This is a genomic window from Bacillus cereus group sp. N31 (assembly GCF_016483245.1).
GTDB classification, from domain to species: domain Bacteria; phylum Bacillota; class Bacilli; order Bacillales; family Bacillaceae_G; genus Bacillus_A; species Bacillus_A toyonensis.
The window spans coordinates 1-246 of record NZ_JAEHCH010000112.1 but is presented as its reverse complement, the minus strand read 5'-3'; the positions used below and the strand labels follow the sequence as shown (position 1 = coordinate 246).

Below are 246 nucleotides of genomic sequence, written 5' to 3'. Positions count from 1 at the left end.
ACTACAACTGACCAGAATCCTAATTCTTTCGGTTTTTCTAACGGAGCCGTGATCAGATTTCCGCCGATTCCTTTCTTCTGATGGCGGCTAGGAACTGAAACTGCTGCAAGTGCTAACGATGCTACTGAAGTTCCACGTTGTTCTTTTTAAATATTCGATAACATAATTTGACCATCTATATCTTCATTTACAGCATCAAATGCTTTCTCAGGAAGATACGCGTCACATTGTCTAATACGTTTTACA

The 246-nt window shown here is 39.4% G+C and carries 1 pseudogene; it reads right to left on the bottom strand.

The window, feature by feature from the left end:
• Positions 1–246: pseudogene (locus tag JDS81_RS30715) on the bottom strand (GNAT family N-acetyltransferase); the annotation flags it as partial.